Here is a 16,385-nt window from a genome sequence, read left to right as displayed (position 1 = left end):
CCGAAGGAGGGAGACCCGGCCGTGACCATCCGGGTGACAACGGTCGGCGACCTCGTCGACGAGCGGGCAGCAGAGACGGGCGGGGTCGCTCTCGTGATGCCTGGTGCCCGCTTCACGTATCCCGAGCTGGCGATCGAGACCGACCGCTTCGCTGCAGGGCTGCGCGGCCTCGGGATCGGGCGCGGCGACAAGGTCGGCATCCTCATGCCGAACACGCCCGACTACGTCGCCGCGCTCATCGGGTCCGCGAAGCTGGGTGCGATCGCCGTCCCGATCAACGGCCGCTTCAAGGCCCACGAGCTGGCGCACGTCATCAGCCACGCCGACATCGCGCTACTGCTGATCGCGTCGGACCCCCACGGCGTGGACTACGCCGCACTGGTCGGCGCGGTGTTCCCCGCACTCGCCGACTCCGAACCCGGCCGGCTCGCCCTGCCGGAGGCACCGGCCCTGCGTGCCGTCGTCGACTTCTCGGGACGCTCGCCCGGCTCGCTCGGTCGCGCGGAGTTCGACGCCGCGGCCGCGTCGGTGACCCGCGCGGAGGTCAAGACGCTCCAGCGGCGTGTGCGGGTCCGCGATACTGCGCTGCTCATGTACACCTCGGGGACGACGGCGCGGCCGAAGGGCTGTCTCCTCACCCACGAAGCCGTGACCAGGCAAGCCGAGAACGTGGCGCGCACGCGGTTCTTCCTGGCCGCCGACGACGGCTTCTGGGATCCGCTGCCCCTGTTCCACTGCGGCGGGATCGTCCCCATGCTGGGCTGTTTCTCCGTCGGAGCGAAGTACTGCCATCCCGGCTTCTTCGAACCGGCCGAGGCCCTGAGGACGATCCAGGACGAGCGCTGCACCGTGCTGTACCCGGCGTTCGAGACCGTCTGGCTGGCCGTTCTCAACCACCCGGACTTCGCGTCGACGGACCTCAGCGCGGTCCGCCTGATCCAGAACATCGCGACGCCGGAACGGCTGGCCCACTTCGAGTCGAGAATGCCGCGCGCGCGGCAGGTGTCCTCCTACGGCTCCACCGAATGCGCGACGAACCTGACCCTGACGCTTCCCGACGATCCCTACGAGATCCGGATGCACACGCTGGGTCGTCCCGTGGAGGGAATGGAGGTCAAGATCGTCGACCCCGAGTCGCGCGAGGAGCTTCCCGACGCGACGATGGGCGAGCTCTGCTTCCGCGGATACTCGATGTTCGACGGCTACTACAAGGATCCCGAGCAGACCGCCGCGGCGATCGACGAGGACGGTTGGTTCCACACCGGCGACCGCGCCATGCTCGCCGACGGCGGCAACCTCGTCTACGGGGGCCGCATCAAGGACATGTTGAAGGTGGGCGGCGAGAACGTCGCGGCGGTCGAGGTGGAGGACTTCCTCGCCGGTCATCCCGCCGTGGACATCGTGCAGATCGTCGGCGCACCCGACGCGCGCTATCAGGAGGTACCCGCCGCCTTCATCCAGCTGGCACCCGCCGCCACCCTGACCGAGGCCGACGTCGTCGATTTCTGTCGCGGGTCGATCGCGTCGTACAAGGTGCCGCGCTACGTGCGGTTCGTGACCGAGTGGCCGATGTCCGGGACGAAGATCCAGAAGTTCGTCTTGCGGGAACGCATCGCGCAGGAGCTGGCGGCCCTCGGGATCACCGAAGCCCCGAGGCCGGCCTGAGCTCACCGCGGACCAGCATCCCGTCCACCAGCATGTCGGCGTACTGGTTCGCGATCTCCTCCGGCATGCGGCCGCCGCCGGGCCGGAACCACCGGTAGACCCAGTTGGCCGCACCGAGCACCGCGAGCGCGGCGAGCTGCGGATCCACGTCCGGTTTCACCAGCCCGTCGGCCTTCGCGTCCGCGATCAGGCCGGCGATGATCGTCTGGTACTCACGGATCGGTATCTCCGCCCGCCGCTCGTCGGAGAGCTGGTCGAACTCGTGCAGCAGCACCGTGGTCTCGACCAGGTTGTCGATCAGGTAGAGGACGTGACCGCGAATCACCGCACGCAGCCGCTCCACGGGGTCGTGCTCGGACCCGGCAAGCCTTCGGAGATTGTCCAGCCCCGTGCTGAAGACGGAGCGGACGACCTCGAACAGGAGATCGTCCTTGCTGCGGATGTAGTGGTAGAGGCTACCTTTCAGCACACCGAACTCGTCGGCGATGTCCTGCAGAGTGGTGGATCGGTACCCCTTGCGGGCGAAGATGCGCGCGGCGATCTCCAGCAGCTCCTGCCAGCGCCCGTCGTCCGCCCGGAACGGAGGCGCGGTGTCGGTGCGGGGAGCCCGCCGCCTGTTCACCACCCGCCCAACCTAACAGTGGGTCTGATCGCCCGGTCGCGGATCCCGCCGTCGAGGTGGCGGATGGGTGAGCGCGGTCCGGAACGCCCCGCAGAGCAGTTCGACGTGGCGGTCGCACAGTTCCTCCGGCGCCCCGCCGATCCGGTCGAAGCAGAAGACGTCGGTGACCGGCAGGCCGCGGATCCGCTCGGCCACGTCGGCGGCGGCGTCCTCCGGGGTGCGGAACCGCAGCGGTGGCAGCGAGGACGGCCGGCCGGGTGCCCGCCCGCCCCGGTAGGTCGCGCCGCGGGCTTTCCTGGCGTGCGGGGCGACGAGTGCGCGAGCGCGGTCCGGGTCGTCGGCGAGGAATACGTTGACCAGCCCGCCCATGCGCGCCGCGGCGACGTGGTGACCACCCTCGGCGAGCCCGTCCGCGTACGGTTCCCACAGGTCCCGGTCGAGCCACAGCAGCCCGATCCCGAGGCGCCCCGCGCGGCGCGCCCCGATCGGACCGCGGGCGCCCAACCAGAGCGGGACCGGATCCTGCACCGGGCGTGGGCTCGCCCGACCGCTCGCCCAGATCTCCGGGAGCTCACGCAGTACCCGTTCGGTGGTCCGGTACCGCGCGTCGAAGTCGGCGCCGAACGCGTCGAACTCCGACCGCCTCCAGCCCGCACCCAGTCCGAGCTCGAGCCGACCCCCGCTGAGCACGTCCACGACCGCGGCCTCCTCGGCGAGCGCGAGCGGATGCCGCAGCGGTGCCAGCGCCACCGCGGTCCCCAGCCGCACCCGCGACGTCCGGGCAGCCACCGCGGCGAGGGCGGTCAGCGGCGCGGGCAGGTAACCGTCCGGCGCGGCGTGGTGCTCCGTGGTCCACACCGCCCCGAGCCCGTGCCGCTCGCCGTACTCGACCCGATCGAGCGATCGGCGGTAGACGTCCGTCGTCGACCGGGCCGCGTCGGGGTTGCGCAGGTCGAGGTAGAGCCCGATGCGCGGGAGGTTCACGGCGTGACGACCACCTTGCCGAACGCGTGCCCCGAGGCGAGCCGCTCGAATGCCCCTGCGGCGTCCTCCAACGCGTGCACGGAGTCGATGTGCGGGCGGACCCCGCGGGCGTCGCACAGCGCCAGCAGGTCGACGAGCTCCTCGCGCCGCCCCATCGCTGAGCCGCACACCGTGATCTGCTGCAGGAACAGCCGGAACAGGTCGGTCTTCACCACCGCGCCGGCCGTGGCACCCGCGACGACGACCGTCCCGCCCGGACGCACGGAGCGCAGCGAATGCTCCCACGTCGCGTGGCCAACGGTGTCGATCACGACGTCCACCCGCTCGGGCAGCCGCGCACCCGTCTCGAAGACCGCGTCCGCGCCGAGGGCCCGGACCTTCTCCCGCTTCTCGGGGCTGCGTCCGGTGACCCAGACCCGAAGGCCGGCCGCGGTCGCCAGCGTGACCGCCGCGGTGGCGACCCCGCCGCCCGCACCCTGGACCAGGACGGTCTGCCCGGGGCGGGCTGCGCCACGGACGAACAGCATCCGGTACGCGGTCAGCCAGGCGGTGGGCATGCAGGCGGCCTCCTCGAACGACAGCGAGGCCGGCTTGTCGACCAGGTTGCGGGCCGGCACGGCGACCGTGGTCGCGAGCCCGCCCTGCAACGCGTCCGCGAGCATCCCGCGGCGCGGGTCGAGGAGCTCGTCGCCGCCACCCCGTTCCGGATCGGCCACGAGGGAATGCACGACGACCTCGCGCCCGTCCGCGGTGACGCCCGCGACATCCGAGCCCAGCACCACGGGCAGGCGTTCCTCGCTGACTCCGACCCCGCGCAGGGTCCACAGGTCGTGGTGGTTGAGCGAGACGGCCTCGACCGTCACCAGAGCCTGACCCGGACCGGCCTCGGGCTCGGGAACGTCGACGATCTCGACCCCCGCGACGGGGTCGTCGGCGGAGATCCTCGTGGCGACTGCGGCGCGCATGGATGACCTTTCGTGTCGTCTGCTGGTCGAGATGCCGTTCACGAGGCCACCCCCAGGAACGCCTGCGTGACCCGGGGGTCGTCCACGACGTCCGCCGCGGGCCCGCCGAGCACGAGCTTGCCGCGCTCCATCACCGAGGCCTCGTCGGCGAGCCCGAGCGCGGTCGCGTTCTGCTCCACCATCAACACCGCGATGCCCCGGTCGGCGATTCCCCGCACGGCCCCGAGGACCCGTTCGACCATCACCGGCGCCAGCCCCATCGAGGGCTCGTCGAGCAGTACCGCCGCCGGGTCGGCCATGAGCGCGCGGCCGAAGGCGAGCATCTGCTGCTCGCCGCCGGACAGCAGGCCGCCCGGCGAGCCACGCCGCTGCGCCAGCACCGGAAACATCGTGTAGACCTCGTCCAGTGTGCGGCGCCGATGGCCCGCCGACCGGTTCGCGTACGCGCCGACCAGCAGGTTCTCCTCGACCGTCAGCGGGGCGACGATCTCGCGCCCCTCCGGCACCAGCACCAGCCCGGCCCGTGCCGCCCGCCACGCCGGCCTGCCGGTCAGGTCGCGCCCGCCGAGCTCGACGGTCCCGGCGGCCGGGCGCACCCTGCCGCAGACCCCGCGCAGCGCGGAGCTCTTGCCCGCGCCGTTGGCGCCGAGCACGACGTGGATGCGGCCGGCGGCGACGTCGAGGTCGATCCCGTCAACCGCTGTCAGCCGCCCGTACCGCACCGTGAGACCGCGGACCCGCAGCATCATGTCGCCGGCCAAGGTATGCCTCCCGTACGTCCTCGTTGCGCACCGTCTCGTCGGGGTTCCCGTCGGCGATCACCCGCCCGAAGTCCACGACCACCAGGTGGTCGGTGATCCGCGTGACCAACTCCAGGTCGTGCTCGACGAGGAGCTGGGTGAGGCCCTCGGCCTTCAGCTCGAGCAACAGGTCGGCGATCTCCCGCCGCTCCTCCACCGACATCCCGGCCACGGGCTCGTCGAGCAGCAGCAGGCGCGGCCGGGCCGCCAGCGCTCGGGCGATCTCGACGCGGCGCTGGTGGCCGTAGGGGAGCTCCCCGGGCAGCCGGTCCCCCACGCCGGACAGCCCGACCCGCTCCAGGGCGTCGCGGGCCAGCTCCCGGGACACGCGGTCGGCGCGCGCCGACCGCCCGGGTCGCAGCAGACCGTCGAGCAACCGGCGGCCGTCGTCGGCGCCGAGCGCCACGTTCTCGACTACGGACAGCGTGGACAGCAGACGGATCGCCTGGAACGTCCGCCGCACCCCACGTCGCGCGATCTGCGGCACCGTGCGCCCGGCCACGGCCTCGCCGTGCGCCGTGATCCGCCCCGCGGTCAGCGGGACGAGCCCCGTCACCGCGTTGAGCAGGGTGGTCTTGCCGGAGCCGTTCGGGCCGACGAGCCCGCACAGGCTCCCCGGGGCGACGGTGATGGAGACGCCGTCGACGGCCTTCACCCCGCCGAAGTGCACCTTGACGTCCTCGCACACGAGCGCGTCGTTCACCTGCCCGCTCCTTCCGCGGCCGGCGCTCGCACCAGCCGGCGCCGCAGCCCCTGCCGTGCCGACCGTGCGAGGCCGAGCAACCCCGACGGCGCGAAGATCACCATCAGGACGATCAGCGCGCCGTAGACGACGTCGCGCCACTCGTCGACGCCGCGCAGCACCTCGGGCAGCGCGGTGACCACCAGAGCCCCGATCGCCGGACCGACCCATGAGCCCGACCCACCGATCACGACGATCGTCAACCCGAGGACGACCAGCGGGAACCCGCTCTCCTCCGGCCCCAGCACGCCGAAGATCAATGGGGTGACAGCGCCGGCGAGCGCGCCGAGCACACCGCTGAGCACGATCGTCGCGGCCCGCAGACGGCCGGTCTCGATCCCGAGTGAACGGGCGAGGGTCTCGTCCGTTCGGAGGGCGTCGACGAAGCGCCCGCCGGCCCGGGACTGCAGCATCGCCACCACGAACGTCGCCACCACGGCGAGCCCACCGACCGAGAGCAGGGTTGCCGAACGAGGGATCCCGAACAGCCCGAGCGCGCCGCCGGTCAGCGAGTCCCAGCCGTAGGCGAGGGAGACCACGAGCAGGTCGAACGCGATCGTCGCCATGCCCAGGTAGAGCCCGCGCAGCCGGGCGACGACCGCGGCGAGCCCGAGGGCCAGCGCCCCGGCGAGGGCGAGGGCGACGACCACCGCGACGGCCCAGCCGAGTGGCTCGGACAGCAGCGCGCTCGTGTAGGCCCCGATACCCCAGAAACCCGCGGCGGCGAGCGAGAAGACCCCGCTGCGCAGCACGACCTGGAAGCTCAGGCCGACGATGTGGTAGGCGAGGGCGGTCAGCAGGAGCGTCTCGTTCGACGCGAACCACTCGATCATGCCCGCTGCCCCGACGCGCGCCGGACCAGCCCCTGGGGCCGCAGCACGAGCACCGCCAGGATGAGGCCGAACGCGAGGATGTCGCGGGCCTCCCCGGAGATGTAGGCGACGGCGAACGTCTCCGTGAACGCCAGGACGAACGCGCCGACCGCTGCGCCGAGGATGCTGCCGACACCGCCGAGCACGATGACGGCGAACGCCTTGAGCAGCAGGCCGTCGCCCATGTGCGGGTCGATCGCATTCGCGTTGGCGGCGAGCAGCAGTCCGCTGCCGCCTGCCAGAGCGCCGCTGATCGCCATCGTCACCGCGGAGAGCCGCGCGACCGGGATTCCGAGTAGTTCGGCGGTGTGCGGTTGGTGGGCGATGGTGCGCAGGGCCCGTCCGGTCCGGGTCCGCGCGATCCACACGGCCAGGGCAGCGGTCAGACCCACCGCGAGGACGACGATCGCCACCTGCAGGCTCGTGATCCGGATCGGCCCGAGCTCGTGCACCGTGCTCTGCGCGACCTCACCCGGCAGGTTCACCACCTCGGCGTCGGCGAGGTTCATCGCCACGGCCACCGGGATCAGCCCGGCGCCGATGCTGGCGATCAACACACCCAGCTCCCCTGTCCCGCCCGCCTCCGCGCGTCGGCGCAGCGGGCGGAACACGAGCACCTGCAACAGCACCGACAGCGCAGCGCCGATCGCCGACGCGAGCACCGTCAGCAGCACGAGCGGTAGCACCACACCGGACTCGCGGATCACCAGGTACACCCCGAAGGCGCCGAACATGAAGATCGACCCGTGGGCGAGGTTGAGCACGTCGAGCACGCCCCAGCACAGCGTGAGCCCCAGGGCGAAGAGCAGGTAGAGACTTCCCAGCACGACGGCGTTGGTCAGTTGGGCGAGCATCGCATCCTCCTCGGCGCCGGTCGGGCGGCGCGTCTCAGCCGACGAGCTGCTCGCGACCGTCCTGCCAGGTCACGAGCACCCCGCCCACACGCGCGTCCCGGTCCTCGAACGTGACCGGGCCGACGGCCCCGTCGAACCCACGGGCCGCGGCCGTCTCCAGCCCGGCGCGCACCCCCTCGCGGTCGAGGGTCTCGGCCGCCTCGATCCCCGCGGCCAGCAGCATGACCGCGTCCCACGCCTGCGCGGCGAACTGCGACGGATCGGACCCGTTGACGCTGCGGAAGTAGGAGACGAACTCCTGGGTGGACGGCGCGCTGCCGGCGACGTTGAAGTCCGAGGCCCACAGAGCGCCGTTCGCCTGCCCACCGAGCGGCGCGAGCACATCGGCGGAGAAGCTCGCGGACCCGACCACCGGGCCCGTGAAGCCGGCCTGCCGGAGCTGGGTGATGACCGTGACGTTCGGGGTGCCCTGGCCCAGCATGACCACGACGTCGGGCGAGCGGCCGGCGACGCTCGAGGTCAGCGCGGCGAAGTCGAACCCGGTGCCCTGGAACTTCTCGCTCGCCACGATCGAGATCCCCGCCGATGCGAACAGGCCCGGGTAGGTGTCCTCGGCGAGCTCGACCAGCGTGGGATTCTCCGCCTGGTAGACGACCGCCGCGGACCGCACGCCCTGCTCGACGAGCCGATCCACGACGACGTCCTGGTAGCTGGCCTGCGGCGCGGTAGACCGGAAGAGGTACTCGCCGGCGTCGAGCACGCCGTCGGAGCCGGACTGCATCGCCACGAGCGGAACACCCTCGTCCTGGGCGACCGGCGCGATCGCCTGTGCGACCTGGCTGGCGCAGCCGAACAGCACGGCCTGCGAGTCGCCGCCGGCGACCCGGCTCATCAGCGAGGCGGCCTGGCGAGGATCGGTGGCGGTGTCCTCGACGGCGAGCTCGAGGGTGGTCTCCCCGAGCATTCGTTCCTCGTTGATCTTCTTGACCGCGGTCTCGGCGCCGGTACGAGCGGCCACGCCGCAGAACGCGGCCCCGCCGGTCAGGTCGGCGAGCATGGTCGCGGTGACGGCGGTGGGCCTCCCGCCCGCCTCCTCCGCCGCACCGGTGGACGAGCCCCCACCACAGCCGGCGAGGGCGAGCGCGACGAGCGAGGCGAGAGCGACGGTGCTCCCCGGCTTCCCCACAACGGGCCTCCTGACACGGGCAACCATACGGTAGTTTGGGCAGAGCCTGATGCCCACGACCAGCACTGTCAAGGAGTAGGAGGTGCCGATCTCGGGCGTCGTCGTCGGGCAGGCACCGGTCAGGCCGTCGCCGGCGCGGACGGCTGCGCACCCCCCGACTCCAACTCGGCGACCAGCCGGTCCCGCAGCCGGAACTTCTGGACCTTGGTGGCCGACATCGGCCACTCGGTGGTGAAGCGGACGTGGCGCGGCACCTTGTACTTCGCGAGCCCCCGGCGGCAGTACTCGATCACCTCGCCCTCGGTGAGGGACGCGTCCTCCCGCAGCTCGACGAAGGCCGCCGGCACCTCGTCGTACACCGGGTCCGGCACCCCGACGACCGCGGCGAGCTGGATGTCGGGATGCTGCACGAGGTAGGACTCCACCTCGAGGCATCCCACGTTCTCACCGCCGACCTTGAGCATGTCCTTGGTCCGCCCGCGGAAGGTCAGGTTGCCGTTCCCGTCGATCGAGGCGAGGTCGCCGGTGAAGAACCAACCGTCGGCGTCGATGGCGGCCGCGGTCTTCGCCGCGTCGTCGTGGTAGCCGAGGAAGAGATTGAACCCGCGCACGTACAGCACGCCGGTCTCCCCCACCGCCGCGGGCTCGTCCGTCGTGGGGTCACGTACCACCACCTCCACCCCGGTGAAGGGCCTGCCGCAGGTCAGACGCTCCTCGAGCGGGTCGTCGAGCCGCCCCATCACGGCGACGCCGCCCAACTCGGTCGAGCCGTAACAGCTCACGTGCCTGGTGTGCGGCAGCTGCTGCTGAAAGCCTCGCAGCAGGTCCGGCGGGCCGACCGTCAACAGGCCACGGACGCGCCGGAAGCGATCCGGACCATAGTCGGGGTGGGCGAGCAGCGGGCCGGTGAGCGTCGGGTAGGCCGGCCACATCAGCGTGGCCCGCTCCCGCTCGATGAGCGAGAGGGCCGCGCCCGCCTCGAAGTGCGTCATCGAGACGTAGCACGCACCCGCGTTCAGGACACCGATCATCGGCGCCTGGGCGCTGACGTGGAACATCGGCAGCGGGTTCCACATCCGGTCGGACGCCTGGATGCGGAGGGCCTCCTCGCCGACCGCGGCGCCCAGCCGCACCACCGACTCGTGCGTCAGCGGGCAGCCCTTCGGCTCCGCCGTCGTCCCGGAGGTGTACATCATGATGTATGGCGCGTCGGGGGCGACGTCGATCGCTGCAGCCCGGACGGTGTCCTCGTCCACAGCCCGGCCCAGCGCGAGGAAATCGGCCTCCGCCCAGAAACCGGGCGCCGATCGCGAGCCGAGCAGGACGGCGTGCTCGAGCCGCGGGGCATCGACCACCGCGGGGGTCGCGGCGGGCGCGGCAGCAGCCAGCTCGGGAAAGGTTTCGTGCAGCCGACCGACGTAGTCGACGTACTCGTCGACCACGTCCGTAGTGAAGAGCGACCGCATGCCCGAGTCGCGGACGACGTAGGCGACCTCACGAGGGGCCAGCCGTGCGTTGATCGGAACGAACGTCGCTCCGACCATCGCTGCTCCGACCATGGCGTGGACGAACTGCAGGCAGTTGGGCATCAGGGTCCCGACCACATCGCCCCGGCCGACCCCCGATGCGGTCAGCGAGCGGGCCACTGCCAGCGCGGAGGCCTCTAGCTCACGGTAGGTCTGCCGCACCTCGGGGAACACGAGAGCGTCGTTGTCGGGATGCAGCCGGGCGGCCCGCTCGATGAGCGCAGGAACCGTAAGAACGGTGTCATCACCCATGACACACCTCCTGGACAACTGACCATACGATCGTTTGGTAGGGCTCCACAACCGGCAACGAGCAGGCCCTCTGGCCCGGCGTCATCAGGCGGAAGCCACGACCGGGATCTCGACCTCTGCCTCGCCCGACAGGACCACCCGCCCTCCGTCCACGCCGAGGGCGACCTCGCAGCGCACCGTCTCCGTGGCGCCCTGCCGCTCCCGGCCGGTCACGCGGCCGCTGGCCCGCACGCTCTGCCCGGCGACCACGCTGCCCCGCAGCTGAACCGTCAGCCGCCGGAGCCGGCCCCTGGGGTAGGCGGCACGCAGCAGGTTCACCAGCATCGCCATGTTGGACGGCCCCTGGTTCACCGGGCGCTCGGCAACCCCGAGACGCGGGGCGACAGCCGGGTCGAAATGAAGTGGGTTGGGGTCGGCGAGCAGCAGCGCCAGCACCTTCATCTTCTCCGGGTCGACCTCGGCGAGAGCCCACTCCGGGAGGACCTCGTCTCCGCTCATTCCGTCGCCTCCCGCCTGGGCAGGGCATAGGTGTTGGTCACGACGGCGACGGGCGCATCCCCTCCCGGCTCGACGATCTCGAACCGGGCGGTGACGAGGTCGAAGACGCCCAGCGTGCGGCCGGACTTGCGCACCACGGAGGCGACCGTTCCCCGCACGTCGTACTCGGTATCGACGCGGAACTCCCCGGGGAACTCCAGCGTGGACTCCGTGAGCATCGGCCCGTCCGACATCTCGGTGCCCCACATGCGAAAGAGCTCGGCGACGGTGACCCCGAGGCCTCGCTGCGCGGCGACGAACGCCATCACCGGGTGCGGGCGCTCCTCCGGTTCGGAGTACAGCGCGTCGTGACCGAGCCAGCTCTCGTAGCCGGCGAGGGAGTACCGGCCGCCGGGCACCGGCTGCCCGACCAGACCGGCCGGCGCGTGGCCGACCGTCCCCGTCATCAGAAGGAGCGCGGCAGGCCGAGGCCCTCCGCGATGACGTTTCGAGCCATCTCGTTGGTCACCGGCCCGATCCGGAACAGCCGCACATCGCGCCAGTACCGCTGCATGTCGGTCTCGGCCGAGTAACCCATTCCGCCGAGGATCTGCATGCCCAGGTCCGCCGCCTGGCCGCCGAGCTCGGAGGCGACCACCTTGGCCATGTTCGCCTCCTGCCCACACGGCCGGCCGGCCGACTGCAGCCACGCGGCACGGTTGACCATCAACTCGGCCTGGTCCCGCCACATCGCGATGTTGGCGATGTGGTGCTGCAGCGCCTGGAACCGGCCGATCGGACCCCCGAAGGCCTCGCGTTCCCCGACGTAGCGCAGCGCATCCTCGAGGATGCCGTCCATGATCCCGACGCAGAACGAGGAGAGCATGATCCGCTCGTTGTTCAGCGTCGGCAGCAGCATGTACCAGGCCCTGTTCTCCTCCCCGAGGAGGTTCTCCTCCGGGATGAACACGTTATCGAGGTAGACGTCACAGGATCCCAGCGAGCGCATCCCGACCTTGGGGATGTCGCGGATCGTCACCCCCTCGCTGGTGGTGGGCAGGATGAACAGCGACACCCCTTGGTGACGCTTCTCGGTGTACTCGCTGGTGCGGGCGAGCAGCAGGATGTAGTCGGCCACGTGGGACATCGAGCTCCACGTCTTCTGCCCGTTGACGACCCAGCCACCCTCGACCTTGGCGGCCTTGGTGCGCATGCCGCCGAGCAGGTCGGTGCCGCCGCCGGGCTCGGTGAAGCCGATCGCCCACTTCTCGCGGCCCTCGGCGATGGCGGTGAGGTGCTTGCGCTTCTGGCCGTCCGAGCCGTAGAGGCCGACCGACTTCCCGCCGGCGAAGGACGTGATACCCCAGACCCAGGTCAAGCCGGCCAGCGACCGCGCGAGCCCGCGGGCCAGGATCATCTGGGTCAGGATGTCCCCGCCCTGCCCGCCGTACTCCTCGGGCAGCCCGATGCCGTGGAAGCCGGCCGCGGTGAACTTGTCCCACAACGCGTGCGGGAAGGCGTGCTCGTCCTTCTCCAGCTCTCTGGCCCACTCCTTGGGCGCCTCGCGGTCCACCCAGTCGCGGACCGTCGTACGGAACAGCTCCTGCTGCTCGGTGAGCTCGAAGTCCATGTCCTGAGCTTAGCCGCCCAGACAACCGTTTGGTAGGGCTAGTCGCCGGGACCCGTCGCTGCACTCACTTCTGCGTCATCCCCGCGTCGACCGGCAACATCGAGCCGGTGACGTAGCGGGACTCGTCGGAGGCGAGGAACAGGATCGCGTTGCTGACGTCGCTCACCTCCACCCACGGCACCGGCAGCGCGTTCATCGCCTGGAAGATCGGAATGGCCTGCTCCTGCGTAGGAGTGTCGGCGTCGGGCAGCAGCAGGCGGTAGGTCGGCTCGTTCTGGATCATGATCGTGTCGACCCCGGTGGGGTGCACGGTGTTCACTCGGATCCGGTGCGGAGCCAACTCGTTGGCCAGAGTGCGCATCAGCCCGACCACCCCGTGCTTGGAGGAGGTGTAGGGCGCGGTGTTCGGCACGCCCTTGATCCCGGCCGACGAGCTGGTGATGATGATCGACCCTCCCTCCCCTCGCTCGATCATCGATGGCGCCACCGCCCGGATCGTCTTGAAGACCCCGGTGAGGTTGACGTCGATGACCTCCGACCAGACCTCGTCCGTGGTGTCCATGAGGGATGCGGTCGGGAAGATCCCCGCGTTCGCGCAGACGATGTCGATGTGGCCGAGCTCGGCGAGCCCGGCCTCGACCGCGGCCTGCATGCCCGCGGTGTCCCGGACGTCGGCCTGCCAGGTGACCACGCGCCGGTCCAGGTCCTCGACCAGGCGCGCGGTCTCGGCAAGGTCGTCGGTCGTGGCCATCGGGATCGGTGCCGCGGCGATCGGCGCACAGGCGTCGATCGCGATGATGTCGGCTCCCTCCGCCGCGAGCCGCACCGCGTGTGAGCGGCCCTGGCTCCGCGCCGCTCCCGTGATCAAAGCGACCTTCCCGTCAACTCGCCCCATCGCCCTACCTCCGATCGGCACTGCTGTCGTCTGACCCTCGCTCCAATCAACCAGACGACCGGTAGGCGCGCCAGGGCTTCTTGCCGGCTCGAGTCCAGGGCCGGCGCGGGGCGGGCCGCGTGTCGACTCCCCGACATTGGCCTAGCAGCGCTAGCAGTTCTGTCGTCGCACTGATAGTGTCGCTCGCGTTCCTAGCGCTGCTAACCCTGGAGATCCCGTGCTCACGCCCTTCGTCTACGGCCTGACCGTCGTCCTCGCCCTCTTCGTGGTCGTCATCGGTGCCCGGTTCCTCCTGGCGCCGCAGGCCGCCGCCGTCGGGTACGGCGTCCCGGCCGGTGCGGGCGCCGACGCCTACCTGAGCATCAAGGGGCTGCGCGACCTCACCTTCGGCCTGCTCGGCCTGGCGCTGCTCGCCTTCGTCGGCACCCAGGCCGCCGCCTGGTTCATGCTGGTCGTCGCGCTGTGCCCGCTCGGCGACACGCTCATCGTGCTGCGCCACGGAGGCACGAAGGCCACCGCGTTCGGCATCCACTTCGCCACCGCCGTGGTGGTGCTCGTGGACGCCGCTCTGCTCTTCACGATCTGATCGATCCTGCAGCCGAAGGAGGCCGCGATGTCGCTGCCCGTGCCTGTCCCCGGCGAGTCCGTGATCGCCCCCCAGGCCGAGGCCGAGGTGGTGGGCCGAGCCCCGACCACCATGCGGCTACCGGCCGACAGCAGCTCGCCTCCCCGTGGCCGTGGGTCAGCTCCGGCTCATCGACCGGCCGGCAAGCGCCGCGTCACGCTCCCGTGTGATCAGGCGAGGGATGCCTGGGTTCGCAGATCCCGAGCACACCTCCACCAGGCACACGCATCGCCGTCACCAGCCCTCATCCCGCGTCCTCGACCGGTCGGACGAACTCCACCCCCTTCCAGGGGGGAGACGGTCCGCCGGCTACTCGCCCGACAGGCGCTCGGCGACCAGTGGCACGACGGCGTCGAGCGCGAACCGGATCGACAGCACCGAGTTCGTGGAATAGGCCTTCTGCACGGCCGGGTCCTCGAACACGATCGCCCGACCGGCCTGGACGGCCGGGATCTCGGCGAACAGCGGCGTGGCCTCGACCTCGGCCGCCGTCCGCTGGATCGGGAAGACGACCACCAGGTCGGCGTCGAGCACGGAGAGCTGCTCCTCGGACACCGGGTGCGAGAACCGCACTTCCGGCAATGACTCGATCCGCGGGTTCGGGACGAAGCCGAGCCGCGTCATGAACTCCACCCGCTCGGTACTGGACGCGTACGCGCCCCACCCGGTTCCGGACCGCGCCGCGACGGTGACCGTCCTGCCGGCGAACTCCGGATGCGCCGCGGCGGCCGCCGCGAACCGCCCTTCGACATCGGCGATCAGCTCCCTCCCCCGCTCCGGGACACCGAGCGCGGCGGCGACCATCGTGACCTGGTCGGTGAGGGTGGTCTTGTAGTTCTCGGCGCCCGGCGGAAGCGCGATCGTCGGGGCGATCCGGGACAGCAAGTCGTACCGCTGCTGGTCACCGGAGCTCTTCGTGTCCAGGATGAGATCCGGGCGCAAGGCGGCCACCTGCTCGTACGACGGTTCGAGGGTGCCGATGATCTCCGGCGGTGCCGAGTAGCGCCCGGCTGCCCACGGACCGACGCCCTCGCCGCCGAAGTCGAGCCAGTCGGCCGCACCGACGGGCTGCACGCCCAGCGCGAGAGCGGTCTCGGCGTCGCCCCACCCCATCGCGACGACCCGCGTCGGCGGCGCGTCGACGGTGACCTCGCCGAACTTCGTGACGACGGAGACCGGGAAGGCGGCATCCGGGTCCGTGTGCTGCGCCCTCGGCTCGTCCGGCGCAGTCGCACTCCCGCCACCGCAGGCGGCGAGCAGGAGGAGCGCACCCAGGGATGCGACGAGACGGAGCCCTCTCGATGTCATGAGGCGAGGCTAACCATACCGTCGAGCGAGGATGGCCACCGCGCTCCGGGTATCTCTGCGTCAGGAACCCCTGCTCACCGCTTGCGGGCGGTGACCAGCAGGTACTCGGCCTCGTACGCCGCCCGACCCGCGGCGTCGACCTGCTGCCACTCGGTGAGGAACCGCAGGAAGTCGCGGTCCAGCTCGTCGACCCGCTCGGGCCGGCTCGAGGCGAACCGGTAGGTGGCGATGGTCGGCCCGTAGGTCCGCTTCCAGTACTCCCGGAACTCGGTCGGGTCGGCGCAGCGGTCCATGACGACCGTCCGGCGCCGCATCTCCAGCGCGGTGACGCGGTCGCCGAACAGCTCGCGGACGTGCTGCTCGTCGCCCCACAGCGGCGGCGGGCTCGCGCCGGGCGGGGGCGGCGGCGCGTACGGCTTCATCGTCGCGAACAACGTGCCGATGAATCCCCCCGGCGTCCAGTTGATCAGCCCGATGGTGCCGCCGCGCTTCGTGACCCGGATCAGCTCGTCGGCCACGGTCTGGTGCCGGGGCGCGAACATCGCCCCCACGCACGACGTCACGACGTCGAAGCTCCCGTCCGGGAAGGGGAGCGCCTCGGCGTCGGCCTCCACCCACTCCACCTCGACGCCCCGCTCGGCGGCGATCCGGCGCCCCGCCTCGAACAGCTCCGGGGTCAGGTCGGATGCGGTGACGTGCGCGCCGAGCACGGCCGCCGGGATGGCGGCATTGCCGGAGCCGGCGGCGACGTCGAGGACGCGCTGGCCGGCCCGGATCCCGCTGGCGCGCACGAGCTCCGGTCCGAGTGCCGGGATCAGCTCGGCCGCCACGGCCGGGTAGTCGCCGGAGGCCCACATCGCCCGGTGCTTGGCCTTCAGCGCGCGGTCGGCGGTGGGTTCCACGGTGCTGGTCATGTCCCTTCCCTCTCTCTCGGGTTGCACGAGCGTGGCGCCCGCGGGTTCCGCGCGGGTTCGGCGATCGT

Annotated in this window: 17 protein-coding genes; 2 read left to right on the top strand and 15 right to left on the bottom strand. The window is 71.4% G+C overall.

The genetic code is table 11. The features are described 5' to 3' along the window. Nucleotides 1–21 precede the first annotated feature (21 nt). Entirely contained in the window at nucleotides 22–1,665 is a 1,644-nt protein-coding gene (locus FB558_RS41365; protein WP_142064819.1) for an AMP-binding protein, read from the top strand. On the opposite strand, the gene FB558_RS41360 is transcribed toward FB558_RS41365, so the two are convergent. The 13 genes from FB558_RS41360 to FB558_RS41300 form a co-directional block, all read right to left on the bottom strand. Further along, nucleotides 1,640–2,290 carry a TetR/AcrR family transcriptional regulator gene (locus FB558_RS41360; protein WP_142064816.1) on the bottom strand — a complete coding sequence of 217 codons (651 nt, stop codon included), beginning with the start codon at nucleotides 2,288–2,290 and terminating at the stop codon, nucleotides 1,640–1,642. The genes FB558_RS41365 and FB558_RS41360 overlap by 26 nt on opposite strands. Nucleotides 2,291–2,299: 9 nt before the next feature. After that, nucleotides 2,300–3,271: an LLM class flavin-dependent oxidoreductase gene (locus FB558_RS41355; protein WP_170231803.1), complete on the bottom strand. Its 972-nt coding sequence runs from the start codon at nucleotides 3,269–3,271 to the stop codon at nucleotides 2,300–2,302. Beyond that, nucleotides 3,268–4,236: a zinc-binding dehydrogenase gene (locus FB558_RS41350; RefSeq protein WP_142064808.1), complete on the bottom strand. Its 969-nt coding sequence runs from the start codon at nucleotides 4,234–4,236 to the stop codon at nucleotides 3,268–3,270. Before FB558_RS41350 ends, FB558_RS41355 begins: the two co-directional genes overlap by 4 nt. Before the next feature lie 38 nt (nucleotides 4,237–4,274). Then, on the bottom strand, nucleotides 4,275–4,985 hold the full coding sequence (locus FB558_RS41345) for an ABC transporter ATP-binding protein (RefSeq protein WP_211367219.1): 711 nt from the start codon (nucleotides 4,983–4,985) through the stop codon (nucleotides 4,275–4,277). Beyond that, entirely contained in the window at nucleotides 4,930–5,739 is an 810-nt protein-coding gene (locus FB558_RS41340; protein ID WP_211367218.1) for an ABC transporter ATP-binding protein, read from the bottom strand. The genes FB558_RS41345 and FB558_RS41340 overlap by 56 nt, the downstream gene beginning before the upstream one ends. After that, nucleotides 5,736–6,611: a branched-chain amino acid ABC transporter permease gene (locus tag FB558_RS44200; protein ID WP_142064802.1), complete on the bottom strand. Its 876-nt coding sequence runs from the start codon at nucleotides 6,609–6,611 to the stop codon at nucleotides 5,736–5,738. Before FB558_RS44200 ends, FB558_RS41340 begins: the two co-directional genes overlap by 4 nt. Beyond that, the gene (locus FB558_RS41330; protein ID WP_142064799.1) at nucleotides 6,608–7,504 is read right to left on the bottom strand and encodes a branched-chain amino acid ABC transporter permease; all 897 of its coding nucleotides are present in this window, start codon (nucleotides 7,502–7,504) and stop codon (nucleotides 6,608–6,610) included. Before FB558_RS41330 ends, FB558_RS44200 begins: the two co-directional genes overlap by 4 nt. 34 nt (nucleotides 7,505–7,538) lie before the next feature. Continuing rightward, nucleotides 7,539–8,690, bottom strand: coding sequence for an ABC transporter substrate-binding protein (locus tag FB558_RS41325; RefSeq protein WP_170231802.1), 1,152 nt, complete (start codon nucleotides 8,688–8,690; stop codon nucleotides 7,539–7,541). A 119-nt stretch (nucleotides 8,691–8,809) separates the two neighbouring features. Beyond that, on the bottom strand, nucleotides 8,810–10,468 hold the full coding sequence (locus FB558_RS41320) for a class I adenylate-forming enzyme family protein (RefSeq protein WP_142064793.1): 1,659 nt from the start codon (nucleotides 10,466–10,468) through the stop codon (nucleotides 8,810–8,812). A gap of 84 nt (nucleotides 10,469–10,552) precedes the next feature. Next, a complete protein-coding gene (locus FB558_RS41315) occupies nucleotides 10,553–10,966 on the bottom strand; it encodes a MaoC/PaaZ C-terminal domain-containing protein (RefSeq protein ID WP_142064790.1) in 414 nt (137 codons plus the stop codon). Then, nucleotides 10,963–11,412 (bottom strand): hypothetical protein, encoded by a 450-nt coding sequence (locus tag FB558_RS41310; protein ID WP_142064787.1) that lies wholly within the window; start codon nucleotides 11,410–11,412, stop codon nucleotides 10,963–10,965. The genes FB558_RS41315 and FB558_RS41310 overlap by 4 nt, the downstream gene beginning before the upstream one ends. Then, nucleotides 11,412–12,575: an acyl-CoA dehydrogenase family protein gene (locus FB558_RS41305; RefSeq protein ID WP_142064784.1), complete on the bottom strand. Its 1,164-nt coding sequence runs from the start codon at nucleotides 12,573–12,575 to the stop codon at nucleotides 11,412–11,414. Before FB558_RS41305 ends, FB558_RS41310 begins: the two co-directional genes overlap by 1 nt. 64 nt (nucleotides 12,576–12,639) lie before the next feature. Further along, nucleotides 12,640–13,470 (bottom strand): mycofactocin-coupled SDR family oxidoreductase, encoded by an 831-nt coding sequence (locus FB558_RS41300; protein ID WP_142064781.1) that lies wholly within the window; start codon nucleotides 13,468–13,470, stop codon nucleotides 12,640–12,642. Nucleotides 13,471–13,687: 217 nt separating this feature from the next. Between FB558_RS41300 and FB558_RS41295 the strand changes: the two genes are divergently transcribed. Continuing rightward, nucleotides 13,688–14,056 (top strand): DUF4267 domain-containing protein, encoded by a 369-nt coding sequence (locus FB558_RS41295; protein WP_142064778.1) that lies wholly within the window; start codon nucleotides 13,688–13,690, stop codon nucleotides 14,054–14,056. 348 nt (nucleotides 14,057–14,404) lie between these two features. Here the strand turns inward: FB558_RS41295 and FB558_RS41285 are convergent, their stop codons facing one another. Together FB558_RS41285 and FB558_RS41280 are read right to left on the bottom strand one after the other, a co-directional pair. Beyond that, complete coding sequence (locus FB558_RS41285) at nucleotides 14,405–15,403, bottom strand: iron-siderophore ABC transporter substrate-binding protein (RefSeq protein WP_142064775.1); 999 nt, start codon at nucleotides 15,401–15,403, stop codon at nucleotides 14,405–14,407. Nucleotides 15,404–15,477: 74 nt separating this feature from the next. Continuing rightward, entirely contained in the window at nucleotides 15,478–16,317 is an 840-nt protein-coding gene (locus FB558_RS41280; RefSeq protein WP_142064772.1) for a class I SAM-dependent methyltransferase, read from the bottom strand. Nucleotides 16,318–16,385 lie beyond the last annotated feature (68 nt).

This window comes from Pseudonocardia kunmingensis, assembly GCF_006716445.1.
GTDB lineage: Bacteria > Actinomycetota > Actinomycetes > Mycobacteriales > Pseudonocardiaceae > Pseudonocardia > Pseudonocardia kunmingensis.
Note: the sequence above shows the minus strand (reverse complement) of the source record. Positions and strands in the feature narration are given on the sequence as shown.